At 64.6% G+C, this 16,063-nt stretch carries 13 protein-coding genes and 2 pseudogenes; 13 read left to right on the forward strand and 2 right to left on the reverse strand.

Features of this window, described 5'->3' with window-relative positions:
* Positions 1–292: pseudogene (locus BOO71_RS28070) on the forward strand (IS701-like element ISPlag1 family transposase); the annotation flags it as partial.
* 111 nt (positions 293–403) lie between these two features.
* On the opposite strand, the gene BOO71_RS22320 reads toward BOO71_RS28070, so the two are convergent.
* A complete protein-coding gene (locus BOO71_RS22320) occupies positions 404–1,162 on the reverse strand; it encodes an SDR family oxidoreductase (RefSeq protein ID WP_075836234.1) in 759 nt (252 codons plus the stop codon).
* 218 nt (positions 1,163–1,380) lie between these two features.
* On the opposite strand from BOO71_RS22320, the gene BOO71_RS22325 reads away from it, so the two are divergent.
* From BOO71_RS22325 to tnpC, 9 genes and pseudogenes are all read left to right on the forward strand, one after another.
* Entirely contained in the window at positions 1,381–2,460 is a 1,080-nt protein-coding gene (locus BOO71_RS22325; RefSeq protein ID WP_254843264.1) for a LacI family DNA-binding transcriptional regulator, read from the forward strand.
* Positions 2,457–3,434 carry a 2-hydroxyacid dehydrogenase gene (locus tag BOO71_RS22330; protein WP_075836236.1) on the forward strand — a complete coding sequence of 326 codons (978 nt, stop codon included), beginning with the start codon at positions 2,457–2,459 and terminating at the stop codon, positions 3,432–3,434. The genes BOO71_RS22325 and BOO71_RS22330 overlap by 4 nt, the downstream gene beginning before the upstream one ends.
* Positions 3,431–4,474, forward strand: coding sequence for an L-idonate 5-dehydrogenase (locus BOO71_RS22335; protein WP_075836238.1), 1,044 nt, complete (start codon positions 3,431–3,433; stop codon positions 4,472–4,474). The genes BOO71_RS22330 and BOO71_RS22335 overlap by 4 nt, the downstream gene beginning before the upstream one ends.
* Positions 4,471–6,018 carry a sugar ABC transporter ATP-binding protein gene (locus BOO71_RS22340; protein ID WP_075836240.1) on the forward strand — a complete coding sequence of 516 codons (1,548 nt, stop codon included), beginning with the start codon at positions 4,471–4,473 and terminating at the stop codon, positions 6,016–6,018. Before BOO71_RS22335 ends, BOO71_RS22340 begins: the two co-directional genes overlap by 4 nt.
* Entirely contained in the window at positions 6,005–7,117 is a 1,113-nt protein-coding gene (locus BOO71_RS22345; protein WP_075836242.1) for an ABC transporter permease, read from the forward strand. Before BOO71_RS22340 ends, BOO71_RS22345 begins: the two co-directional genes overlap by 14 nt.
* The gene (locus BOO71_RS22350) at positions 7,114–8,217 is read left to right on the forward strand and encodes a substrate-binding domain-containing protein (protein ID WP_075836244.1); all 1,104 of its coding nucleotides are present in this window, start codon (positions 7,114–7,116) and stop codon (positions 8,215–8,217) included. Before BOO71_RS22345 ends, BOO71_RS22350 begins: the two co-directional genes overlap by 4 nt.
* A 1-nt stretch (position 8,218) precedes the next feature.
* Complete coding sequence (locus tag BOO71_RS22355; RefSeq protein ID WP_075836246.1) at positions 8,219–8,590, forward strand: cupin domain-containing protein; 372 nt, start codon at positions 8,219–8,221, stop codon at positions 8,588–8,590.
* A gap of 2 nt (positions 8,591–8,592) precedes the next feature.
* The gene (locus tag BOO71_RS22360) at positions 8,593–9,516 is read left to right on the forward strand and encodes an SMP-30/gluconolactonase/LRE family protein (protein WP_139323126.1); all 924 of its coding nucleotides are present in this window, start codon (positions 8,593–8,595) and stop codon (positions 9,514–9,516) included.
* A gap of 486 nt (positions 9,517–10,002) precedes the next feature.
* A pseudogene (tnpC, locus tag BOO71_RS22365) lies at positions 10,003–11,348 on the forward strand (IS66 family transposase).
* Positions 11,349–11,373: 25 nt separating this feature from the next.
* Here tnpC and BOO71_RS22370 read toward each other — a convergent pair.
* Complete coding sequence (locus BOO71_RS22370) at positions 11,374–12,612, reverse strand: MFS transporter (protein WP_254843265.1); 1,239 nt, start codon at positions 12,610–12,612, stop codon at positions 11,374–11,376.
* A 392-nt stretch (positions 12,613–13,004) separates the two neighbouring features.
* Between BOO71_RS22370 and BOO71_RS22375 the strand changes: the two genes are divergently transcribed.
* Genes BOO71_RS22375 through BOO71_RS22385 form a run of 3 tightly spaced genes read left to right on the forward strand, consistent with a single transcriptional unit; the run spans position 13,005 to position 16,061 of the window.
* Positions 13,005–14,186, forward strand: a complete 1,182-nt coding sequence (locus BOO71_RS22375; protein ID WP_075836250.1) for a type III polyketide synthase — start codon at positions 13,005–13,007, stop codon at positions 14,184–14,186.
* A gap of 20 nt (positions 14,187–14,206) precedes the next feature.
* The gene (locus BOO71_RS22380; protein WP_075836328.1) at positions 14,207–14,905 is read left to right on the forward strand and encodes a class I SAM-dependent methyltransferase; all 699 of its coding nucleotides are present in this window, start codon (positions 14,207–14,209) and stop codon (positions 14,903–14,905) included.
* Complete coding sequence (locus BOO71_RS22385) at positions 14,898–16,061, forward strand: FAD-dependent oxidoreductase (protein WP_254843266.1); 1,164 nt, start codon at positions 14,898–14,900, stop codon at positions 16,059–16,061. The genes BOO71_RS22380 and BOO71_RS22385 overlap by 8 nt, the downstream gene beginning before the upstream one ends.
* Positions 16,062–16,063 lie beyond the last annotated feature (2 nt).

Consider the following 16,063-nt stretch of genomic DNA (forward strand, 5'->3'; position numbering starts at 1 on the left):
CGTGACCAACGACCCAGCTTTACAGACTGCGGACGACGTGCGCCAGACGCTCGTCGTCCGCTGGGCTGCCCTGGTCTTTCACCGCGAACTGAAGCAGATCACAGGGATTGAAGGCTGTCAGTGCCGTCTAGGACGATCTCAGCGCAATCATGTTGGCATAGCGATGCTGGTCTGGATTCGATTGGCCCAAGCTGCGCGAGAGGCAAAGAAGACGATATACGCACTGAAATTTGGCCTCCTCGACGAGTACATGCGTCAGCAACTTGCTAACCCATTTGTAAGTTTCGCGTAGCCCTACTGTTTTGAACAGCCTGGCCATTTGTGCATATCAATGTGAATGTTCTTGTCGCTAGGCCAACGGCGCACCGGGCAGAGGGACCAGCGATGTCGTCATGGGATCACATCACAAGACCGCCGACATCCCCCCGTCCACATAGATCACCTGACCGTTGACGAAGTTGGAGGCGCGGGAAGACAGAAAGACTGCCGCGCCAACTAGTTCTGCTGGATCACCCCAGCGTCCAGCGGGAGTGCGGCCCCTGACCCAGCTGCTGAACTGCTCGTCCTGAACCAGCGGGGCCGTCATCTCAGTGGCAAAGTAGCCTGGACCAATTCCATTGATCTGGATATTGTGCTCGGCCCACTCGGCGCACATGGCCTTAACCAGCATTTTGAGACCGCCCTTGGCCGCCGTATACGGGCCAGTGGTGCGCCGCCCCAACTCGCTCATCAGCGACAGGGTGCAGATGATCTTGCCGCCACCGCACTCAATCATTTGTGGGGCAAGGGCCTGCGAGACCAGCAGTGCAGAGGTGAGGTTGGTTCGCAGCACCTCGTCCCAGGTTTCCAACGACACCTCCAGCAACGGCACCCGGCGCTGGATCCCCGCGTTGTTAATCAGAATGTCAATCGGACCGCCTTCCAGAAGCGCTGCCACGCCCACCTGAACGGCGGCCTTGTCGGTCACGTCAAAGTGTGCGGAATCCACGCTCAGGCCCTCGCTGCCGAGTTGGGCTGTCGCCGCTGCCAGCTTGCCCTCGTCGCGGCCATTCAAGATCACTGCCGCGCCGTGCTGTGAGAGTCCCCGCGCCAACTCCAGGCCAATACCTGAGCTGGAACCCGTCACCAGGGCGCGGCGTCCGGTCAGGTCAAAGTGGGTCACGACTTCTCCTGCACGGCATAAAACCTGATTACTCGCTTCTTCATCTGGCCTCCAGTGGGGACTTGAAATCTGCTTTTGATAACGCTAACATCCAAATGTCAAATACGCAAATCCCATTTCTGCTGGCGGCTTTTATTCGCTTCAGCAGCGCATCAAGCTCGGTTCTCCCAGGAACCGCCTGTACACTTTTTGTTTTCAGTGAAGGGAGTCAGTCCGCCGTGAGCAAAGTCGACGCATCTGAAAAATCATTGACGGGCCGCAAGCGCCAGCGCGTGACGATTGCTGACGTGGCGCGGCAGGCGGGCGTGGCCAGCATGACCGCGAGCCGTGCCCTCAACCGGCCAGAAATGGTGTCCGCCGAGTTGCGTGTGCGCGTTCTGCACGCCGCCGACGCCCTGAATTACATTCCGGACCGGGCCGCTGGCGGGCTGGCAAGCGGCACGGGACTGGTCCTGCCAGTGCTGGTTCCCACTTTGCATCACAGCGTCTACGTACAAATTCTGGAAGGCTTGCAGGAGCGGCTGCCGGACGCGGGCTATCAACTGATGCTGGGGTCCACCGAGTACAGCCCTGCCAGGGAAGAGCAACTGGTGGAGGCTTTTCTCGGCTGGCGACCCAGCGCGGTGGTGCTGTCTGGACTGGACCACACAGAGCGCACCAGTCGCCTGCTGCGGGCGTCAGGCGTGCCAGTGGTAGAGATCATGGATCTGGCGGTGGAAGGCGAAACCGGTCAGGCTCTCGATCTCAACATCGGCTTTTCACATACCCGCGTCGGTGAGGCGGCGGCAACCTATCTGGCCCGCTGCGGTTACCGCCAGATTGCATACGCAGGTACGCTGACCACCCTCGATCCCCGCAGTGTCAGACGTATTCAGGGTTTCCAGACCGGGCTGGCACAACTGAAGTTGCCTCCCCACCTGATCGGGCGCAGCGATCAACCCAGCAGCCTGGCGGTGGGGCGCGAGCTGCTGCTGAGCCTGCGGCGCGATTTTCCTGAAGTGGACGCGGTGTTCTTCGCCAACGACGAGCTGGCCGCCGGAGCGCTGTTCGAGTGTCAGCGGCTCGGCATCCGCGTGCCAGACGATCTGGCGATCATGGGGTTTTCCGACGAGGAGATCGCCTCTCACCTCAACCCTGCACTGACCACTGTCCGTATCGCCCGGCACGAGATGGGCCGCCGGGCCGCCGAATTGCTACTCGCACGACTGGGCGGGACGTTGAACAACCCGCCGCCGATAGATATGGGCTTTGAAATCGTGCAGCGCCGAACGACTGCTGAGCCACAGGAGATGTCATGACCACTGACCAACCCGATACGCGCCCGGAACTGTTGATCATCGCCCCGATGATGCCCTTCGTGATGGAAGCATTAGAACGGGACTACCGCACCCACCGGCTGTGGGAACAGCCTGACGCCTCCGCCTACCTCGTGGCCCACGGCGCGGGCATCCAGGGTGTGGCCACCAACGGCGGCGTGGGCCTCAAAGCCGAAGTTATGGCGGCCCTGCCCGCGCTGGAAATGGTGGCGATCTACGGCGTCGGTCTGGACGCCATCGACCTGCGGGAGTCGGCGCGGCGCGGCATCAGGGTCAGTTCGACGCCCGACGTGCTGACCAATGATGTGGCCGATCAGGGGCTGGCACTGCTGCTGGCGGTGGCCCGGCAGGTGGTTTACGGCGATGGGTACGTGCGCTCCGGGCAATGGGCAGGCAGCGGCGAGATGGCGCTCACCACCCGGCTGGGCGGCAAGCGGGCGGGCATCGTGGGGCTGGGGCGGGTGGGGCAGGCCCTGGCGCGGCGGCTCTCGGCGCTGGAGATGGACGTGGCCTACACCGACCGCGCGGAGCTGGCAGGGCAGCCCTATGCCTTTTCCCCGGATGTCCTCAGTCTCGCCCGTGAAGTGGACGTGCTGATCGTGGCGGCGGCGGGCGGCGACAGCACCCGCAAGATGATCAATAGCGACGTGCTGGCGGCGCTGGGCAAGGGCGGCATCCTGATCAACATTTCACGCGGCAGCATCGTGGACGAGGACGCGCTGGTGTCGGCCCTGCAAAGCGGGCAGCTCGGCGGCGCGGGGCTGGACGTGTTCGCCCACGAGCCAAAGGTGCCGCCCGCGCTGCTGGAGCTGGACAACGTGGTGCTGGCCCCGCATGCCGCCAGCGGCACCCGCGAATCGCGCCGCGAGATGGGCGAACTGGTGCTGGACAACCTCGAAGCCTTCTTTGCGGGCGAGCCGCTGCCCACGCCCGTCAAGCTGCCGGAGGCAAAATGAAAGCGCTGCGGATTCACGAAGCCCACGATTTACGCCTTCAGGACGTGCCGGAGCCGAAGTTTGCCCCGGACGAGGTGCTGGTGCGGCTGGGCGCGGGCGGCATCTGCGGCTCGGATTTGCACTACTTCGCGCATGGCGGCGTCGGCGACTTCAAGCTGCGCGAGCCGATGACGCTGGGACATGAGGTGGCCGGTGAGGTGGTGGCGCTGGGGGGCGAGGTCACGCGGGTGAAGGTGGGCGATCATGTCGCGGTCAACCCCTCGCGGCCCTGTCTGCACTGTGACCAATGTCTGTCGGGCCACAGCAACCTCTGCCCCAACATGCGCTTTTTTGGTAGCGCGGCCCGCTTTCCGCACGTGCAGGGCGCGTTTGCCGAGCTGTTCGTGGCGCGGCAGGATCAATGCGAAATCGTGCCGCCCGAGATGGATTACCGGGTGGCGGCCTGTGCCGAGCCGCTGGCCGTCACGCTGCATGCTGCCGCGCAGGCCGGGCCGCTGCTGGGAATGCGGGTGCTGATCGTGGGCGCTGGCCCCATCGGGGTGTTGCTGGCGGCTTCGGCGCGGCTGGCGGGGGCCACCGAGATTACCGTGACCGACCTTCAGGACGCGCCGCTGCGGGTGGCGGTGCAAATGGGCGCAACCCGCACGGTCAATATCCGCAGCGAGGTGCTGGATGAACCGTTCGATGTGGCCTTCGAGGCGTCGGGCAGTCCGGCGGGCCTGACCTCGGCGCTGGGAGCCTTGCGGCCCGGCGGGCGGCTGGTGCAGGTGGGCATGCTGCCCAGCGGCCTGACTGCCGCGCCGCTCAATCCGCTGATCTCCCGCGAAATCACCATCACCGGCAGCTTCCGCTTTCACCGCGAGTTCGGCTGGGCCGCCGAGTTGCTGGCGTCGGGGCGCATCGACGTGACGCCGATTCTGAGTGCCAGTTTTCCGCTCTCTCAGGCCCAGGCCGCCTTCGAGCTGGCCGCCGACCGTGAGCGGGCCGTCAAGGTCTCGCTTGTGCCGGACACGCTGCTGATGGATGGGGCGGGCGCATGACGGCCCCGTCTCTGCCCACACCGCCCCTGCTGGAACTGCGCGGCCTGACCAAGATTTTCGGGGCGACGCGGGCGGTGGACGACGTAACGCTCAGCCTGAATGGCGGCGAGGTGCTGGCGCTGCTGGGCCAGAACGGGGCAGGTAAGTCCACCATCATCAAGATGCTCGCGGGCGTCTATACCCCCTCTGGCGGCGAGATTCTGTTTCGTGGGCAGCCGCTGGGCAGTTACGGCGCGGCCCCGCCTATCGCCTTTATCCATCAGGATCTGGGCCTCGTGGACTGGATGACCGTCACCGAGAATCTGTCGTTCGGCATGAAATTTCCCCGGCGTGGCCTGCTGGTCGACTGGGGAGCGGCCCGCCGCAACGCAGAGGCCGCGCTGGAGCGGGTGGGCGGCGGCATCCGCCCCGATGCCCGCATCAAGTCGCTCAGCCGCACCGAACGGGCGCTGGTGGCGATTGCGCGGGCGCTGGCGGTGCAGGCCGAGGTGCTGGTCTTAGACGAGCCGACCAGCAGCCTGCCCGCCGACGACGTGGAGAAACTGTTCGGGGTTCTGCGGCGGCTGCGCGGCGACGGCGTGGGCATGATCTACGTCTCGCACCGCTTAGACGAGGTGTTCCGCATTTCAGACCGGGTGGCGGTGCTGCGCGACGGGCAACTGGTGGGCGAGGGCCTGACCCGCGATACCACCCCCGAATCTCTGGTCACGCAGATCGTGGGCCGCAAGCTGGAACAGCTTTACCCGCGCGCCGCCACACCCGCTGCCGGTCCGCCGCAACTGGCGGTGCGCGCCCTGATTCCAGAAGGCGATCAGCCCGTGACCTTCAGTATTCAGCCGGGCGAGGTGCTGGGCATCACTGGCCTCAAGGGTGCCGGGCAGGTGGAGGTGGGCCGCGCCCTGTTCGGCCTGGTGCCGCACAGCGGCGAGGTCAGGCTGGGTGACCAGCCCACCGACACCCACAGTCCTGGCGCAGCCATGCAGGGCGGCATCGGCTTTGTCAGTGCCAACCGCCGCGAGGAGTCGCTGGCCCTGCCGCTGAGCGTGCGCGAGAACTTCTTTATGAACCCCGCCGTACAGGGCGTCTCGCTGACCCAGCGGCTCTCGGCGGCCACCGAGCGCCCCCGCGCCCTGGACTGGGTGACGCGCTATGGGGTGCGCCCCAGTGACCCCGAAGCCCCGGTGGAAACCCTATCGGGAGGCAATCAGCAGAAAGTCGTGATGGGCCGCTGGCTGGAATTCGGTGGGAAGTTGCTGATCCTGGAAGAGCCGACGCTGGGGGTGGACGTGGGCAGCAAGGCCGACATCTACGCGCTACTGGCTGGGGCGCTGGAACGCGGCTTATGCGTGCTGCTGGTCTCCACCGACTTCGAGGAAATTGCCGGCGTGGCGCACCGGGCGCTGGTCTTTGACCGGGGACAGGTGGTGCGCGAGCTGTCAGGCGCTGACCTGACCCTGGAACAGCTCAACCTGTGGGCCGCTGGTGGGGCCGCCCTGGGTCCGCCGCCGCCCCAGCAAGGAGGGAGAGGTCATGCAGTCTCTTAAAAGTAACGCCCTGGAACCCGATCTCAGCGACGTGCAGGAACGTGGCGTCCTGGGAACCGTCAAGCGGCTCGCGCGTATCGTGCCCAGTTACGGCGTGGTGCTGCTGACGCTGATCCTGATCGTGCTGTTCAGCCTGTTGCTGCCCGAAACCTTCCCCACCTGGACGAATGCCCGGCTGATCATGAGTAACCAGGCAGTGACTGCGCTGCTGGCACTGGCCGTCATGATTCCGATGGTGGCGGGGAAGATCGACATCTCGGTGGGCTACGGGGTGGTGCTGTTTGAGATTCTGGGCATCAGCCTCCAGACCCAGAACCACCTGCCCTGGCCGCTGGTGATCGTGATCGTGGTGCTGCTGGGCGCGGTGCTGGGGGTTATCAACGCTCTGCTGGTTGAGCTGGCCCAGATTGACGCCTTCATCGCCACGCTGGGCACCGGCACCGTCGTCTACGCCGTGGCGCTGTGGTACACCAACGGCCAGCAGGTGATCGGGACGCTGCCCACCAGCTTCTTCCAGCTTGGAGGCGGCTCACTGTTCGGCATTCCACTGCCCGCGCTGTACGTGCTGGGCCTGAGCATCGTCATGTGGCTGGCGCTGGACCACACGCCGCTGGGCCGCTACCTCTACGCGGTGGGGGCCAACCCCGAGGCGGCGCGGCTCAACGGCATCAGTACCCGCAAGTACATCATTCTGGCCTTCGTCGCCAGCGGCGTGATCACCGCGCTGGCGGGCGTCATTCTGGCGTCCAAGCTGCGCATCGGGCAGATCGGAGTGGGTCTGGATTACCTGCTGCCCGCATTGGTCGCTGCCTTCCTGGGGTCCACCACCATCAAGCCTGGACGGGTCAACGTCTGGGGCACCATCGTCGGCATCGTGATTCTGGCCGTCGGCATCTCGGGCCTGCAACAGCTCGGCGGGGCCTTCTGGGTAGAGCCGATGTTCAACGGCGTCACGCTGCTGGTCGCCATCGGGCTGGCGGGCTTCGCAGGCCGCAAGCGCAGCGCAGTTAAACGCCTGCCACCCGTGGTTTCAGCCGTCTCCGTCTCAGCGCCACCACCCACCGAGTCCGGCTTACCCGGCAAAGGAGAACAACCATGAAGAAGACCGTCATGCTCAGCGCCCTGATCACCCTCACCCTACCCCTCACCGCCCACGCCCAGAGCAGTGACCCGGTGCTGACCAAGGCCAAGGCGTTTGTCGCCACCGCCGCCGCGAGGGCCAACAAATGGACGGGTCCCACCACTGGCCCCAAAGCGCAAACTGGTAAATCCATCGTCTACGTCTCCAGCGATCAGCGCAACGGCGGCGCGCAGGGCGTCGGCGCGGGCGTGCAGGAAGCGGGCAAGGCCATCGGCTGGACGGTGCGGGTGCTCGACGGACGCGGCACGGTGTCGGGACACGCCGACGCGCTGGGGCAAGCGATTGCCCTTAAACCCGCAGCCATCATCCTCGGCGGCTTCGACGCCGCCGAGCAGGCCGATCTGCTGGAACAGGCCAACAAGGCGGGCATCGTGGTGGCCGGGTGGCACGCCGGGGCCGCCGCCGGGCCGATTGCCTCGCCCAAAGTGTTCACCAACGTCACCACCTCGGCCACCGCCACCGCCGAGGCCGCCGCGTACTACGCCATCGCGCAGTCGGGCGGCAAGGCGGGGGTGGTCATTTTCACCGACAGCGCCTACGCCATTGCCCTGGCCAAGAGCGACGCGATGGCCAAGATCATCAAGTCGTGCAAGGGCTGCACCGTGCTGGAAACTCGCGTGCAGTCGCTGGGCAGCGCCACCAAGGACATGTCTACCGTGACGGCCAGCCTGCTGCAAAAGTACGGCGCGAAATGGACCTACTCGCTGGGCATCAACGACCTGTACTTTGACGGCATGCTGCCTGCCCTGACCGCTGCTGGCATCAAGCCCACCGGGCAGCTTTCCAACATCTCGGCAGGCGACGGCAGCCAGAGCGCCTACCAGCGCGTCCGCACCGGGCAGTATCAGGACGCCACCATCCCAGAACCGATCAATTTGCAGGGCTGGCAACTGGTGGACGAACTGAACCGGGCCTTCGCGGGCCAGAAACCCAGCGGCTTCAGCATTCCGGTGCATATTGTGACCAAGGCCAATGTCGCTTACGACGGCGGCGACAAGGACAGCTTCGATCCGCAGAACGGCTACCGCGATCAGTACCGCAAGATCTGGGGCAAGTAAGGTGGGCGGCCCCCACGCCGATCTGACGCCGATTGACCTGCTGGCGCTGGCGGCAGAGGTAGCGCAGGGGCCGTACAACCACGTGTTTATGGTGGGTGCCGGTCACCGTGCCCGCCTGACCGTCACCACTGCTCCCGGCCCCTGGCACCACCATCCCAACACGCCTGAAACATTTCTGGTCCTTGAAGGCGTGCTGGTGGTGGAGTTCAGGGACGGACGCGCAGTGAAGCTTCCAGCCGGTTCGGCGCTGAGCGTGCCGACGGGGGTCAGCCACCGCTCCATGCCTGGAGGCGGCAGTAGGCGGGCGGTGAGCGTGAGTCTGGAGGCACAGGATCAGCAGGTCATTCTGGAGCTTGAAGAAGGGGAGGACTGATCTTGGACGCACCCGAAACGAGAATCGAGCTGGCCGATGAGCGCCTGCGGCCACTGCTGAGAGAGGGAGCCACGTTGGAGCGGCTGTGGACCGGGGCCACCTGGGGCGAGGGGCCGGTCTGTCTGCGGGATGGCCGTCTGGTCTGGAGCGATATTCCCGGCAACCGTCTGCTGGTCTGGCAGGAGGGCCGGGGCGTGCAGGAGTACCTGAACCCCTCGCACTTCCAGAACGGCCACACACTGGACCACGAAGGCCGCATCGTCGGCTGCTCGCATGGTGAGCGGGCCATCGTCCGGCAGGAATATGACGGGAACTGGAAGGTGCTGGTGAATGAATACCAGGGCAAGCACCTCAACAGTCCCAACGACGTGGTGGTGGCGCGTGACGGCAGCATCTGGTTTACCGATCCGCCCTACGGGCTAATCCAGCCGCATGAAGGCTACGGCGGCACACAGGAGCAGCCGGGGCAGGAGGTCTACCGCTTTGACCCGGAAACTGGAGATATTCGGGTGGTGGTAAGAGGGATGATCTGTCCCAATGGACTGGCCTTTAGCCCGGACGAATCGGTGCTATACGTGGGCGATACGGCGGGCACCCACCCCGCTGAAACCTACTGGCCCGAGCGGCACCACCACATCATGGCCCACGACATGGTGGACGGTCAGGCGACGAATGCCCGCCTGTTTGCTGAGGTCTCGCCGGGCTTTCCCGACGGTTTCCGGGTGGACGTTCACGGCAATGTCTGGACCAGCAGCGGCAGCGGCGTGCAGGTCTTCGCGCCGGATGGCACCCGCCTTGGCGAGATCAATGTGCCGGAGGCCATCGGCAACCTGACCTTCGGAGGGCCGGACGGTTCCACCCTCTTCATGGCTGCCAGTACCAGCCTCTACCGCATCGAATTGAACGTGCGCGGCGCGACGGCCTGAGCGGGCTGTCAGTCCAGTGCTGATAACGGGAACTTTCTGCAGAGGATCTGACAGGCCGCTCGGTGGTCTGGCTGCTGGCGTCCCCATGCCTGCGTTTAACCGCTCGCCACAGCCACTGGCAGAACTGATACGGACGCCGTCTATTTCGTGCAGGAATCGGCGCTATCCCGATTTGTACACGAAACAAACGGAATCCGTATGAAAGGAGTGGAATCCGTATCAGCAATGGTTCGAACAGTTGCCAAATTTGAGGGATGATCACGCGATCAACACGAGATTTTTAGCTGCTTCCCAATTGTAGGGATGGGTATGGCTCGTACCGCGAGAGGTTGGAGGAGGAAGCTGGCATGGCCGCCCACAACCACTTTCCAACTATTGTCACCAGAGCGTAGCCAAAAGCGTCCGGTAACTGCTCAGCAGGGGGACTTGCAGTGCGGAAGTGAGTAGAGTAAGTGCATCAAAGACGCCGCCTGTCCCAATTGCCTCATTCTTCAAGCTCGCCTTGAAAAGCTTGAGCTGCGATTAGCGACTCTCGAAGCTCGCCTGGCCGCCACAAGCCAAACATCGAGCCAACCGCCCAGCAAGGACAAACCGTGGGTGCCAAAGAGTGAGCGCCAGAAGAGCAACCGCTCTTCTGGCGGATAACACGGCCATGTGGGCAAAACTCTGAAGATGAGTGAGCATCCTGATGAAATCAGGACGCTCCCGATCACTGGGCGATGTGGCTGTGGGCAGTCCTGGGACACGGTGGCCGTCAGTGATCTTCTGGCCCGTCAAGTCCATGACCTGCCGGAAGTGCAGCTCCACGTCACGGAATATCAGGCCGAGGTCAAAGTCTGTCCACACTGCCATCACCGTGAACAGGCCGCTTTTCCCGCAGATGTTCCCGGTCAGGTCCAATATGGGCCGCGCTTCCACGCCATGACCACGTATCTGAACGTGATGCACGCCGTACCACAGAGGGCGCACCGCAGAGGTGATGGATGCGCTCTGTGGAGCGCGTCCATCGGGCGGCACCATCATGCTCAATCTGTACCTGGCATCCCGGCGACTCGAGGGCTTTGAAGAGCAACTGAAGACGGCGCTCACTGCACAGAACACGCTGCATGCGGATGAAACGGGCAGCAAGGTGAACGGCAGATTGGCCTGGCTGCATTCCGTCAGCAACGCCGAATTCACACTGTACGGCCAGCATGAACGTCGGGGCTATGCGGCTATCTCAGCGATGGGTGTGCTCACCCAGTTTGAGGGCGCCTCAAGTTCACGACGCCTGGAACACGTATTTCCAGCTTCCCGGTCAACATGCCCTGTGTAATGCCCACCTGCTGCGGGAATTGCGCGCCCTGGACGAGCATCTTGGGCAGGGCTGGGCGGGTGAACTGCGCACTGCATTGCAAGAGGTCTACCACCAGCACAAGGCTGCGACATTGACCGATGCAGGCAAAGAAGCGTTCTACGAACGCTTTGATGCCTTGTTGTTGGAAGGACTGGAGGCCAATTCGGCTGCGCCCCCAGCGTCAGGTCGCCCAGGGAAACCCAGGCAAACGAAGGGCCGAAATTTGGCCCTACGGTGTCAGAAGCACCGGAATGCGGTGCTTCTGTTTCTTGAGCATGAGGATGTCCCCTTTGACAATAATCAGGCAGAGCGGGATATCCGGATGTTTTGCATCAAACGCAAAGTGTCCGGTGGCTTTCGTTCCCTGGTGGGCGGAGCGGCATTCTGCCGGATTCGTAGCTATGTCTCTACACTTCGCAAGCAGGCCATGAATGTTTGGCAGGGCCTCGTCAGTGTCTTTCGCGGTGACATCCTGACGCCCGACTTCTCGCGCTGAGTAGTTACCGCGTCCGAACCATTGGTCAGGCCCCCGTCGCTTGCGGCCTCTCCTCCCGCCGGGCCAGCCAGACGGCCAGCAGCAGCAGCACAGCACACAGCGCGGCGATCAGCACGAACAGGCTGCGCGGTGAGGCGGCAAACAATGCCCCGGCCAGACCCGCCGCTGGAATGGCGCACAGCAGAGTCAGGGTCTGCACTGCCGAAAACAGATCAGCCGTGCCGTTCTGTGGCAGGCGGCTGAACAGGGCAGCGTCGCGGTAGGTCAGCGTCAGGAAGGTCACGCCGCCCAGCAGGCCCACTGCCGCCAGCATGGCCGCTGTGTTTCCTGCCGGAACAAACAACAGCGCCACCGCGCCGATCAGCCCCAGCGCGCGGACCACCATCAGCGTGCGGCCCAGCGGCAGCCTTGAGAGCCGGGGCAGGGCCACGCCGTAGAGCAGCAGGGTCACGAAGGCGGCCACGAACGGCACGAAGGACAGCGTCTGGGCACTGAAATTCAGCGTCTGTTGAAGGAAGAGAATCTGAAACAGGCTGAGCTGCTCGATGAACACAGTCAGCAGGTAGAAGATGGTGATGCCCATCAGGCCGGGATGACCGCGCATGCCCGCCACCAGTCCCAGGGTGTGGCGCACGCTCTGGCTCAGGCCCAGTTCGCGGTGCTGCGCCATTGCGGCCACGCCGCTGCGGGTTTCATCGGTGATCGCGTTGCGCCACAGGAACATGACGGTCATGCCGACGCCGCCCAGGATGTAAAAGCCGCGCATGGTGGCCGTCACGCCATGCTGCGCGATCACCAGCCCCACCAGCGGCGTCAGCAGGCCGCAGACCGTCACGATCAGGTTGATGATGCCGAAGACGCGCGCCCGTTGCCATTCCTCGACGTCCTCGATCAGCAGCAGGCTCCACGAGACCGTCACGATGCGCCCGCTGGCGGCCAGCACGGCAGCCAGGGCAAAAGCAGCAAACGACTGGGCGAAGGCCCACACGAACATGGGCACCGTCCACGAGATCAGGTCGCCGATCAAGGTGGTGCGTTTGCGGCCCACGCGGTTGGTGATCGGTGCGGCCACCGCCTGAAACAGAAACGACAGTGCCAATGTCATCGAGCCGAGCAGTCCGATCTGCGTGCTGGATAGGCCCACGCTGCTCATGTACAGCGGCGCGTAATACAGCACCACCACACCGAAGACGCCCCACAGCGGCTCCATCAGAATGGCGTTACGGGCGTTGCGTGGCAGCCCAGCCAGCGCCTGAAGCTGCAAGCCTCTAGCCAAGGTGGGGGGCGCTCGGAAGGAAGGGCAGCGGGGAAGTATTCACGGCCAGATTTTACCTCTGATCCGGGACTGCCTTCTGGTCTCAAAGTTCTGGAAGGTTGTGTCCCTCCTCTTCCCCACCAGCGTATCTGACAGATGGGAACCTGCTTGCCGTCCAGGCGTGCGAATCCTGGCAGACAGAGGTGGTGGATGGACTGGAAGTCTTCTGCCCAAAGCCGAGGCTCAGACTGTGCAGGTCAATGCCTGTACAGATCGATAGTGACGGTATTTTCCACCGCTCGATCACTTCTGGGGGCGGATGTCCCGAATATGCCCTTACTGTTGCTCAATCCTTGTGCAATTCCCCCACTCAGGGTCAGCTTCAACCTCTAGGCTGGGCCATGCCCGTCTACCTTCATAACATCGCTCTGGCGCTGCCCGAGACCGCCTACCCCCAGTCGGTCATCCGGGACGTGATCAAGGCGCAGCCGGAACTGGACCGCCTGGCCAAACGGCTGACCGGGGCCGCCTTCAACGCCTCGGGAATCGATCAGCGCTACAGCGTGGTCAGGGAATTTGCCGATACGGACGGCGAGGCGGGGCTGTTCTACGATCCGGCCACTGAACGCATGCTCACGCCCACCACCGGGCAGCGCAACATCGTCTACGCGCAGGAAGCCACCAGGCTGTATGTGGAGGCCGCCCGCAAGGTGCTGGAAGACAGCCCCTTCGAGGCCGCCGACATCACCCACGTCATCACGGTGTCCTGTACGGGCTTTTTTGCGCCGGGGCCGGATTACGCCATCGTGCGGGCGCTGGGGCTGGGCGGGGACGTGGGCCGCTACCATGTCGGCTTTATGGGCTGCTACGCGGCCTTTCCCGCGCTGAAGATGGCCAAGGCGTTCTGTCAGGCGGACCCCGATGCCGCCGTGCTGGTGGTCAGCGCCGAGCTGTGTACCCTGCACATGCGCGCCGCACCGGACCCCGACACCATCATCGCCGCCTCGGTGTTCGCGGATGGCTGCGCCGCCGCACTGGTCAGCGCCCGGCCCCTGGCAGCCGGGCAGCGTGCATTGCGGATGGACCACTTCGAGACCACCCTGACTCCTCCCGGCGTGGGCGAGGCAGAGATGGCCTGGACCATTGGTGATCAGGGCTACGAGATGGTGCTGAGCAGCTACGTGCCGTCCATTATCGAGGCGCACATCGAGGGTGCGCTGTCTCCGCTGCTGGACCACGAACCCGCGCTGGCCGACGCCCGGCACGCCGGAGTCGAACACTGGGCCGTCCACCCCGGCGGGCGCAGCATTCTGGACAAAGTGCAGAGCAGTCTGAAGCTGAGCGATGAACAGATGCGGCCCTCGCGCGAGATTCTGCGGCAGTACGGCAACATGAGCAGCGCCACGATCCTGTTTATCCTGCGCGATCTGCTGAAGACCGTGCCGGAAGGTGAGCGTGTCTGCGCGATGGCCTTCGGGCCGGGCCTGACCGTGGAAATGGGCCTGCTGAGCGGCGCAGTGGGAACGGCTGAGGCTGACCCCGTGCTGGCAGGGCGGCAGGGCGAACTGGCCGGGGTGCGGTGATCTCCCCGGCTTCCTTCTCCATGCGCGAGGTCCAACTGGCCGAACGCATGGACGATCCCCAGTGTGATCTCCAGGAACTCAACCAGACCTACGCGCAGTTTGGCGCAGTCAATGGACTGGTGGCGGGCTGGCGGCAGGTCTATAGGCAATTCCTGCGCCCCCGGCTCTTGGCCTCGCGCCCGAATACGCTGCTGGACATCGGCTGCGGCGGGGGTGACGTGCCGCGTGCCCTGGCCCGCTGGGCGGCGCGCGACGGTTTTACCGTGCGGATCACGGCCATCGATGCCGACGCGCGGGCCGTCGCCTTTGCTGGGGCGCAGCCGCCTGTTTCCGGTCTGCACTTCCGGCAGGCCATGAGCGGTGATCTGGTGCAGGAGGGGCAGCGTTTTGATCTGGTGATCTCCAACCACCTGCTGCACCATCTGACGGCCCCGGAGCTGGATGCCCTGCTGGCCGACAGTGAGGTGCTGTGTTCTGGTCTGGGTTCCGGTCTGGTGGTCCATAGCGACATCCAGCGCAGTCCGCTGGCGTATCTGGGCTTCCGGGCCGGGATCGCGCCGCTGTTCCGGGGATCGTTCATTGGTGAGGACGGTCTTCTGTCCATCCGCCGCAGTTTTACCGCCGCCGAGTTAAGAGGGCTGGCCCCGACGGCCTGGACAGTCAGAACATTGATTCCCTTCCGCAACCTGCTGATGTACGAGGCTCCGGGCCGTGGCTGAGCCGATGCTGGACGTGCTGATTGTCGGAGGCGGTCCAGTCGGGCTGTTCCTAGGCTCTCTGCTGGCAAAACGTGGTCTGAGCTTCCGCGTGCTGGAACGGCGAGACTCTCCAGGGCAGCATTCCCGCGCCATCGGTATTCACCCGCCTGCGCTGGAAGCCTTCCGCGAGGTAGGACTGACTGAACCGCTGCTGGCGGAGGGCCTGCCGATCACGCGCGGCATGGTCATGGGCGAGAAGGGGCCGCTGGGAGAACTGGGCTTCGGGACGGCCTCAGCGGAGTTTCCATTTATCCTCTCGTTGCCCCAGCGCGACACCGAGGCCGTTTTACGCCGCCGACTGGCCGAACTCGTGCCCGGCGCTTTCTGTCCTGGCGTGGACGTGCTGGAACTTCGGGAAGAGGCGGACTGCATGTATGTCACGGCCCGCCAGAACGGCAGACCGCTGGAACTCCGTGCCCGCTACGTCATCGGTGCAGATGGCTGGCGCAGCCGCGTGCGGGAGGCGCTGGGACTGCCCTTCCCCGGTCACCTCTACCCCGACAAATACCTGATGGGCGACTTTCCCGACACCACACCGCTGGGGCACACGGCGCTGGTGTCGCTGACGGGAGACGGCGTGGTGGAGTCCTTCCCGCTGCCACGGCAAAGCGGGTCAGAACCGGGGCGACGCTGGGTGGTCCACACCGGAGATCAGCTTTCGGGGGCTGCCTCTGCCCTGGAGCTGACAGAGATGGTTGCCCGGCGCACTGGCCTGCATGTTCCCGCCGCCGAGTGCCGGATGCTCAGCGCCTTCGAGGTCCGCCGCCACCGTGCGCCAGGGATGGTGCGCGGGCGAGCCGTGCTGATCGGGGACGCCGCGCATGTGGTCAGCCCGATTGGCGGGCAGGGCATGAATCTGGGGTGGCTGGACGCCGCCGCGCTGGCCCCACTGCTGGAGCAGGCCCTGGCGGGCGGGCGCGCAGACTGGCGACACTTTGGGCGCACCCGCCTCCGCTCCGCCCGAATCGCGGGCCGTCAGGCAGAATTGAATATGGCAGTGGGCCGTCCAGTGGGCGCAAGGGCACAACGCTGGCGCGAACGCCTGATCGAGAAGGTTCTCCTCTCCCCCACTGCCGAGCCGCTGCTGGCCAGAGCGTTCACGATGCGCTGGCTGTAGAG

The sequence above is a fragment of the Deinococcus marmoris genome, from assembly GCF_001949125.1.
Classification (GTDB): Bacteria; Deinococcota; Deinococci; order Deinococcales; family Deinococcaceae; genus Deinococcus; species Deinococcus marmoris_A.

What these genes read in the sequence shown, in the direction of transcription:
- BOO71_RS22330 (WP_075836236.1), top strand. Translation starts at nt 2,457, where the DNA reads ATGACCACTGACCAACCCGATACGCGCCCGGAACTGTTGATCATCGCC.
- BOO71_RS22335 (WP_075836238.1), top strand. Translation starts at nt 3,431, where the DNA reads ATGAAAGCGCTGCGGATTCACGAAGCCCACGATTTACGCCTTCAGGAC.
- BOO71_RS22340 (WP_075836240.1), top strand. Translation starts at nt 4,471, where the DNA reads ATGACGGCCCCGTCTCTGCCCACACCGCCCCTGCTGGAACTGCGCGGC.
- BOO71_RS22345 (WP_075836242.1), top strand. Translation starts at nt 6,005, where the DNA reads ATGCAGTCTCTTAAAAGTAACGCCCTGGAACCCGATCTCAGCGACGTG.
- BOO71_RS22350 (WP_075836244.1), top strand. Translation starts at nt 7,114, where the DNA reads ATGAAGAAGACCGTCATGCTCAGCGCCCTGATCACCCTCACCCTACCC.
- BOO71_RS22375 (WP_075836250.1), top strand. Translation starts at nt 13,005, where the DNA reads ATGCCCGTCTACCTTCATAACATCGCTCTGGCGCTGCCCGAGACCGCC.
- BOO71_RS22380 (WP_075836328.1), top strand. Translation starts at nt 14,207, where the DNA reads ATGCGCGAGGTCCAACTGGCCGAACGCATGGACGATCCCCAGTGTGAT.